The organism is Microcoleus sp. M2_D5 (assembly GCF_036701935.1).
Taxonomy (GTDB): Bacteria; Cyanobacteriota; Cyanobacteriia; order Cyanobacteriales; family Microcoleaceae; genus Microcoleus.
In genome coordinates, this window is record NZ_JAUBRP010000136.1 from 1 (window position 1) to 8,342 (window position 8,342).

Below are 8,342 nucleotides of genomic sequence, written 5' to 3' on the forward strand. Positions count from 1 at the left end.
TCCGAACCTCACACTCAATAGGATGCCTTTTATGCTTGTAACTCTTCCTAATTGTAAAAAGCCTACACCTGTCAGCTCCCCCACCCCGCCGCTTTGTGATTCCTTGCTTCATCAGGGGAGAAAGGGAGAGTCAATCGATTTTCGATTTTCCATTTTCGATTTTCCATTTTATACCATTTTTTTAAAGATGTGATAGAGATAAAGAATGTAAAATCCAAGACCATCCGGTGAGAAAACCAATGAAACGATCGGTGAAAGATGCCAAAATTTCCTGGACTTTTGTGCGGAGCTCGTCAAGATTACTAAACACCGACTTTCGCTAAAAAATCTTTGAGATATTCCCACACTCTTTCTGTGGGATTTACTTCGGGACAAGCCGGAGGCTGAAATAATAAAATTATATTGTCTGGTAATTCAGATGAGCTTAAATTATGAGCGGGTGCGTTATCTACTTGAATGATGTGTAATTCATGAGGATATTGTCTTGACAAAAGTTGTAAATATGCTTCAAAACAAATTTTGTCTAAATGGGAAAACTCCCAAAAAAAACTTTTTCCATTAGCTATCGATACTGCCCCATACAGCAAAAAGCACTCAAATTTCCATTGATGCTTCCCGACGGGCTTTACACCTGAAAGCCTCAGCTTGCGCCGACTTTATTGTATGTAGTCCTAGCCGCGTTTCATCACTAGACCAATAATTGACTTTTTTATATTTGTTTACTTGAGGTAAAGCTTTGTGTAGTAAAGCTTTTATCTGTTGATGCAAGTTATTTTTAAATTCGTTAATCGCCGTAGATTTCTGAGAAATACTGCGAGGTCGAGGGATTTTTAATTTACTTTTTAATTCCCTTATTACTAAAGAATATACAGCCGAGTAACTACTGGCTATTCCTTTAATCAACCCAAGCCAAAGATGAACTTCTTTATAACTCTTAAATCCTTCAGGGTCTCTCAACTCTTGTTGCAAGGTCGCTGCTATTTCAACTGAGAACTTTTTTGGGCGACCGAAAACCTGCCTATTTTTTAACAAATTTTCCAGACCGCCCTTTCTATATTGGGAGAGCCAGCGATGAATCGTTGCCTCACTTTTACCTAAAACTGCGGATACTTCCCGCACAGTTTCTACTTTTTTTTACTGAAATAAATAAAGCATTTGAACTTTTTTATAAGCTAGGATTTTTTTTTTTTTTTGAGGATTTCTCGTAAATTTTCTACAGATTCGGTAATCTTTATATGAGGACGACCAGACATTGTAATTTTCGCCTTTACTTTTTACACAAGTCTATCACATCTTTAAAAAAATGGTATTAGAATTGAAGCATTGATCCCACGGATAAATTCTGGGGCTCCTTTATCGGATACAGGTTTTTTATTTGTGGACGGATGAATTCGCGGGCTTGTATCCTGGATGCTTTCTGTCGGAAAGCGACAAAGAATTACCCATTTCCCATTTCTTCTTCTCTATTGGGATCGATCGATGTTCCTGCTTCTGGGGTTGCACCGCCGCTTCTCTTTGAGCCGTAAAATCAGTAGCCGCCGTCTTATCAGTTAGACTAATTTTTCCCTTGAGGGTTTCTTGCTCCACAATTCCGCGCATTTTAACAGAACTGTTTTGACCGGTTGCTGTGGAGTCCCTGCAACCCGCTAAATTAGGAACCGCACCCGACAAGTTCAATCCTTGAGTTTCCCACTTACCAAATAGAGAAGGTTTCTCTTCGGCTGTTTGTTCCCTGCCCTCCCTGCTGCCCGATCGCAAATTACCGCTCAAATAAACACCCGATTGCTCGATTGTCAATACCAAAACATCTGAATTCAGACATTCGGGCAAACTGTTAGGATCGAAGCGATAAGTTCCCGCAATTGCCGGAGCAGCCTTTAAATTTGTTTCCCCATAAGCAGTTACTACTTTAAACAGCAGTGCAACTGAGCCGATCGCAATCCCGTAAAATGCCAGTGATTTGAGGCTTAAATGATTCATCATCTTGGTAATTGGTAATTGGGCATTGGGAATGGGCCAAACAGGTCATTGGGGAATTGGTAGCACCTCACCAATAACCAATAACAAATAATACTAATTCTCAAAACTCATGCAACAGTATCGGTAGGGTGCGTCGCCACCATTAACTCCCAAAGGCGATCGACAATTGACGAGCGACGCACCTTACTCTCTGAGCGCAAATAAGCCAAACATTCATCATTGTTGCAATAACTTGGAGAATTGGTATAACAACAGTCAACAGTCAACAGTCAACTGTCAACAGACTACCTTTGAGGAAGTACCGACGCCAAGTGCGATCGCACTCTAACGTAACACCGCGCAATCAGCAGCGAAGAATGACACTGCACAGCCAATTCATCAGTATACTGTCCCAAAGTTTGGCGCTCAATTCCCCACTCCCGACTGGTACCTGCAATAGTCAAATCAGCATTAGCAGAAGCCGCTACTACTGCTTGAATGGGTTCAGCCGCCTCCACAATCGGAGTTTCAATGCGCGATCGCACCTCAACCGGCAACTGATCCATAACTCGCCCAAACTCGTAACTCAGATTGTTTTCAGCTTCCCCGTCAACCGCCACCCGCAGCACCGTCAAACGGCGTTCCTCGCTATTAACTAACAGTCTCAGCGCCAATTCTAAACCCAAATCATCGTGAATGTTTGCCGCATAAGGTACTAACAAGTTATTCAACCTTTCCCGGCCTCTGTCAACAAAAATTGCTACATCCACCTTAGCGTTGCTGAGAATTTGACCGACACGCCCTCCCAAACGGTTGCTGCTAAAAGTAGGCCTGTGCCATCCTACTAAAATCAAATCCGCGCGATCTATTGTCGCAATTTGTGCCGTCTCCCTCGCTACATCATTAGTAACCCGAATGATGGGATGTACGAATTTTTGTGCCTCCGGCAGTTCCAAACTCTCAATCAATTCTGATAATTTCGAGCGGCGCTCTTCAATAGTGCGATCGGCTTCCGCAGGCGTACTTTCAAAGGCATAATCCTCATTTAATTCTATCAAACTCAGAGGATGAACCGCCGCCGACTGTAAATCCTCACCACCCATACCAGCAGCAGGCTGCGCCAGCGCTACCGCTAGTCGCAGTAAACCTTTCTGCGTGCTGGGATTGGCAACAGGTACTAAAATTCGATAAGTTGGCAGCAATTTATTAGCAGTTTCTTCGCTGCTGTCAGCAATTTGTGAATCTTCTAATTTTGAATCCTCAGAGTTAATTTCTGAAATATCTAATCTAATTAACCTTTTTGGATAAGTCAATTCCAACAGCGGCGAAGTCATAAAAGTTGTCACTAAAGCCATGATGACTAACATCGTAAATAGCAGCGGCGAAATTACCCCCAAGGAAAGACCGATATTCAGCACAATGAGTTCAGTCAAACCGCGAGTATTCATCAGCCATCCCAGCGCTGAAGCTTCGCGGTTGCTGATGCCACAAACTCTGGCTGCAACGTAAGTGCCGACGTATTTGCCGATAATTGCCACTCCCAAAACGGCGGCGCACAGCAGCCACAATTCGGGACTGTTGAGCAAGCCAATTTGAGTCCGCAAGCCGCTGTAAGCAAAAAATATGGGCAGTAGAAATATTAGTACAAAGTCTTCGGTTTTTTCTGCTAATTCTCTGGTTAATCCCGCATTTTTAGGCATTGCAGCACCCAGCAAAAATGCACCGAAAATTAAATGAATGCCGATCCATTCAGTAATTAAGGCAGAAGCTACAACTCCCATGTAAATGCCGGAGAGCACTAACTGTGTTAATCTGCCAGTGCGGTTGTAGTGTTTGGAAAGTCGCTGCAAGAACCAGCGGACTACAGTCAGCATGAAACCGATGTAAATTAAAGACTCAATAATTGTCGGCAAAGCACCGATCATCGAATTAGTACGAGTAACTGCGATCGCCACCGCTAACAAACACCACGCCGTTACGTCATCTACCGCAGCGCAAGTCAAGGCCAGCGTCCCCAATTTGGTATTCTGCAAGTTGTGTTCTGTAATAATTCTTGCCAGCACCGGAAAGGCAGTAATTGACATCGCAGCGCCCAAAAACAAAGCAAAAGCGGTAAAGGAAACGCTATTATTTGAAACGATCGGGTACAGCAGCAGTGCGAGCAAGCTTCCCAGGGAAAACGGCACTAGAATGCTGACGTGGGAAGTTAAAATCGCTATATCTAAATTGCTTTTGAGGTACTTGGGATTCAGTTCCAAACCAATCAAGAACATGAAAAAAATTAGCCCCACCTCAGATAGCACGTTGAGGAAGGGAACGGCTTCGGGTGGAAAAAGTGCTGTTGCGGTGGCTGGTGCAACTAAGCCAAACAGAGAAGGCCCAAGCATAATTCCTGCTACAATTTCTCCAATGACTTGAGGTTGTTCGATCGCTCGAAATCCTAAACCGACAAGTCTCGAAAGTGCGATAACAATTAGAACTTCAAGCAGGACGAGAATGGGGATGGGCATGGCGTTTTTAGCTTGGGGATTTTTGCTGATCGAGAGGGCACGGTAGTAAAGCTGACTGAATTGCCGATCGAAAAAAATGGATACCACCTCGATCGAAGGTATAAAGCACAAGAGGCGCACCAACAAGGCCATTGTCTCACAAGCGAACAAAGGCTTTGGCTACCTCCCACTTGGATTTTTTGTTTTTTACAAGCGCTTGCAAGTAACTTTAACCGCAGCCTCTGCACCCCGGACTATATCTCACCTCCGGTTGCCCACCGCCCATTTAAACTCACATCTTGCACCATTCTCAATTACTTGTTTAGGAACAGGCTTTTCGGCCTGTTAAGCGAGAAAACTCATTCTTTCTTTGTGGAACGGGCCGAAGAGCCCGTTCTTGACAATGGTGCAACATCTGAGTTTAAACCTAGTGATATAAATTTGTCAGCAAAAGTAGCACGCGCTGTGATAAACTAGAAAAGTTGTTTAAATTCGCACATCCGGGTTTTCGGGTGTTTCTAAGGCGAAAACCTTCAGAAATACGACCGGGTGGAGGATTAACCCGAATTAGGAGTTAAAAATACCATGCCAGTAGTCAGTTTGGCTCAAATGTTAGAGTCAGGGGTTCACTTCGGACACCAAACCCGTCGGTGGAACCCGAAAATGTCTCCATACATTTTTACAGAGCGCAACGGGGTTCACATCATCGACCTCGTGCAAACCGCTCAGCTTATGGAAGACGCCTACGAGTACATGAGAGTTGCCTCAGAAAAAGGCAAAAAGTTTTTGTTCGTGGGTACGAAGCGCCAAGCTGCGGGGATTGTAGCCCAAGAAGCTCAACGCTGCGGTGCTTATTACGTCAACCAGCGCTGGCTGGGGGGAATGCTCACCAACTGGACGACGATTAAGTCCCGCGTGGAACGCCTCAAGGATTTGGAGCGCCGCGAGGAAATCGGCGCCCTCGATTTGCTGCCGAAAAAAGAAGCTTCGGTACTGCGCCGAGAAATGGCAAAACTCCAGAAATATCTGGGCGGGATTAAATCTATGCGGAAGATTCCCGACGGAGTGGTGCTGGTAGACCAACGCCGCGAGTATAATGCGGTGTTGGAATGCCAAAAGTTGGGAATTCCGATCGTCTCTCTGTTGGATACCAACTGCGACCCGGATTTGGTTGACATTGCGATTCCGGCGAATGACGATGCTATTCGATCGATCAAGCTGATTGTCGGCAAGTTGGCTGATGCCATCTACGAAGGTCGTCACGGTCAGCAGGGCGGCGACTCTGATGAAGACTACGACTACGACGGCGGTTACGAAGGCGCTGAATATGATGTCGAAATCGAAGAATTGGATGACCCCGATTATGTAGATCCCGACGACGCTGCTGAGGCCGACGGCGAAGAAACCGAGAGCTAGTATTGCCCTCGGAATCTGACACCAGGAAATTAAAAATTAAAGATTGAAAATTAAAAATAATAATTATTTTTAGTTGGATATTTTTAATTTTTAATTGTACATAGCACGAGTCTAAGTCATTAGTAGAACTCTGGCAAAAGCATTCATTGTGTCTGGGCCAGAATTAATTCTGGCGCTACACCTACAAAGTCGGTACTAATATCGACTGGGTACTTCTTCACTCTGGTCTAATCATTAACATTAAAATTAGTGACTAATGACTGATGACTAATGACTGATGACTAATGACTAATAACTAATTTTGATTGGGAACTTAAAGAAGATGGCGGACATATCTGCAAAACTTGTTAAAGAACTGCGCGAAAAAACTGGCGCGGGCATGATGGACTGCAAAAAAGCCCTCGTTGAAAACGAAGGCAATATGGAAACATCCATTGAGTGGCTGCGGAAAAAAGGTCTGGCTTCGGCAGGTAAAAAAGGTGGACGAGTTGCCTCAGAAGGGCTTGTAGGCAGCTACATTCACACGGGCGGCCGAGTGGGAGTGCTGGTGGAAGTTAACTGCGAAACAGATTTTGTGGCACGTCGCGAAGAATTCCAAACTTTGGTGCGGAATATTGCGATGCAAATTGCAGCTTGCCCGAATGTGGAATACGTGAAAGTTGAAGATATCCCCGCCGAAGTTGTCGAAAGAGAAAAGGCAATTGAAATGGGCAAAGATGACTTAGGCAACAAGCCGGAAAACATCAAAGAAAAGATTGTTCTAGGGCGGATTGAGAAGCGCATGAAAGAGTTATCTTTGATGGATCAGCCTTTTATTAAAGATCAGAATATCTCGGTCGAAGAGTTGGTGAAACAAACGATCGCCCAAATTGGAGAAAATATCCAAGTGCGCCGCTTCGTGCGTTTTGTCTTGGGCGAAGGCATTGAAAAGGTAGAAGCTAACTTTGCCGATGAAGTGGCAGCCCAAATGGGTGTTCAATAATCCCCCATTAAGATATAGAATTAAAAATTAAAAATGTGAAAAATTGATTTTTTGCATTTTTAATTTTTAATTTTTACAGGATTCCCGGACTGTGTATAAAACACAAACACCCGGTTTATAACCGTTATTAAATAGACATCTCAATAATTGCCAGCTTTGAACAGGCTTTCCGGCCTGTTCCACAATAATTATTGGAGATGTCTAATGGAAAATCAGACAATTTGTGGCAGAAACCTGGTTTTTTTGCCCGCCTCCTATTTTAATTTTATACGAGAGATATGGTGCGACCAAGAGAGAGAATAGAGCAAGATTTGGCAGGACTAGAAGAGGCTTTAGCAGCGTTGAATTTGGAGTTTCGCAGTACCTACGAAGGTTATTTAACTGCGTTGGGACAAGCCGCGCGGCAGCAATTAATTTTGGCTTGCTATCACCTTTGCACTCAAGCAGTACCAGAGTCGTTTCTCAAGTTGTCCTTCGAGGGGCGGCAAAAAATGCAGCAGTCTGTAAAGGCTTTGGCTGCGGCGTCGGAGGAAAAATTGCGATCGCTAGTGACTGAATCACAAGCAGATGAAGAAATAGAGGAAGAGGAAGAGGAAGAGGAAGAAGAAGACGAAGACGACTTCGGTGAAGAGGAAGAAGACGAAGACGAAGCAGACGACAAGGAAGAAGACGAAAAGGAAAAAAACCAAGTTTCGGCCATTAACTATCTGTTTTCATTGGCAAATTATCAATTGCCAAATGCTAATTCCCCGGAAAGTTTGGCACGCTGGCAAAATAGTATTGAAAAGTCGATCGTCCATATACTCAAGCTGCTTTCTCGCGACACCAACCGCTTGCTGCAACAGTCGGGAATCTTGCCGAGTCAATTGCCAGAACCGGTTCTAGAAGCTGCTTCTGGTGCTGAATCCTCCGGCGATAGTGTTGCCGGGCCGCCTAACTTATTAAACATAATTATTGAAACCGATGCCTCACCAGCGTCGCGAAAATTGGCAGCAGCCTTTGGTAGTAGGGCGCTGCACATTACAGCGATTAAAATGCGGCTAGCGGAAATAGAGTTTGCCGATGCGGCAACCTCGGCTTGGCGCCAGCAAATTCGCAACCTGTCTGTAAAGTTGAACTCGCTGGGCCGCGATTATCAGAAAAAGCAGCGAGAACTTGCTGTGGTGGAGGCTGAGTCGGCTTGGCGATCGAGTTGGTTTGAAGATTGATCGGATGTTGAAGGAATTGTGCCAACGAATGATGTAACGGATTTAACGGATTTAAGTCCGAGGAAATAAGTCCGAGGTTCGAGGGAATAAGTTTGATAGAACAAGTCCGAGGGCAGTAGGACAAATCTCAAACGTAAAACTTTTAGGCGATTGGGAAACCAGGTTTTTTAAAGAAACCGGGTTTCTCGGTGCTATACTTTTTTGGTGGAAGCTTCTTAGGATCGCGAATTAAATAACTTATAATTTTAATTGTTATTGTGGGATGGGCGTCCCGCCCGTCCTTAAAAG

At 44.4% G+C, this 8,342-nt stretch carries 6 protein-coding genes and 1 pseudogene; 3 read left to right on the top strand and 4 right to left on the bottom strand.

What is annotated here, in order from left to right:
* Positions 1–181 precede the first annotated feature (181 nt).
* From QUA50_RS28625 to QUA50_RS28640, 4 genes and pseudogenes are all read right to left on the bottom strand, one after another.
* A pseudogene (locus QUA50_RS28625) lies at positions 182–1,253 on the bottom strand (IS630 family transposase).
* A gap of 118 nt (positions 1,254–1,371) precedes the next feature.
* Positions 1,372–1,983 (bottom strand): hypothetical protein, encoded by a 612-nt coding sequence (locus QUA50_RS28630; protein ID WP_333268662.1) that lies wholly within the window; start codon positions 1,981–1,983, stop codon positions 1,372–1,374.
* 104 nt (positions 1,984–2,087) lie between these two features.
* Positions 2,088–2,246 carry a hypothetical protein gene (locus QUA50_RS28635; RefSeq protein ID WP_333298973.1) on the bottom strand — a complete coding sequence of 53 codons (159 nt, stop codon included), beginning with the start codon at positions 2,244–2,246 and terminating at the stop codon, positions 2,088–2,090.
* A gap of 18 nt (positions 2,247–2,264) precedes the next feature.
* Complete coding sequence (locus QUA50_RS28640) at positions 2,265–4,469, bottom strand: cation:proton antiporter domain-containing protein (protein WP_333433680.1); 2,205 nt, start codon at positions 4,467–4,469, stop codon at positions 2,265–2,267.
* 564 nt (positions 4,470–5,033) lie between these two features.
* On the opposite strand from QUA50_RS28640, the gene rpsB reads away from it, so the two are divergent.
* The 3 genes from rpsB (at position 5,034) to QUA50_RS28655 (ending at position 8,054) form a co-directional block, all read left to right on the top strand.
* A complete protein-coding gene (gene rpsB / locus QUA50_RS28645; RefSeq protein ID WP_333268666.1) occupies positions 5,034–5,864 on the top strand; it encodes a 30S ribosomal protein S2 in 831 nt (276 codons plus the stop codon).
* 322 nt (positions 5,865–6,186) lie between these two features.
* Positions 6,187–6,846, top strand: coding sequence for a translation elongation factor Ts (gene tsf, locus QUA50_RS28650; protein WP_333056024.1), 660 nt, complete (start codon positions 6,187–6,189; stop codon positions 6,844–6,846).
* Positions 6,847–7,124: 278 nt separating this feature from the next.
* Positions 7,125–8,054, top strand: coding sequence for a hypothetical protein (locus tag QUA50_RS28655; RefSeq protein WP_333268668.1), 930 nt, complete (start codon positions 7,125–7,127; stop codon positions 8,052–8,054).
* The last annotated feature ends 288 nt before the right edge of the window (positions 8,055–8,342 follow it).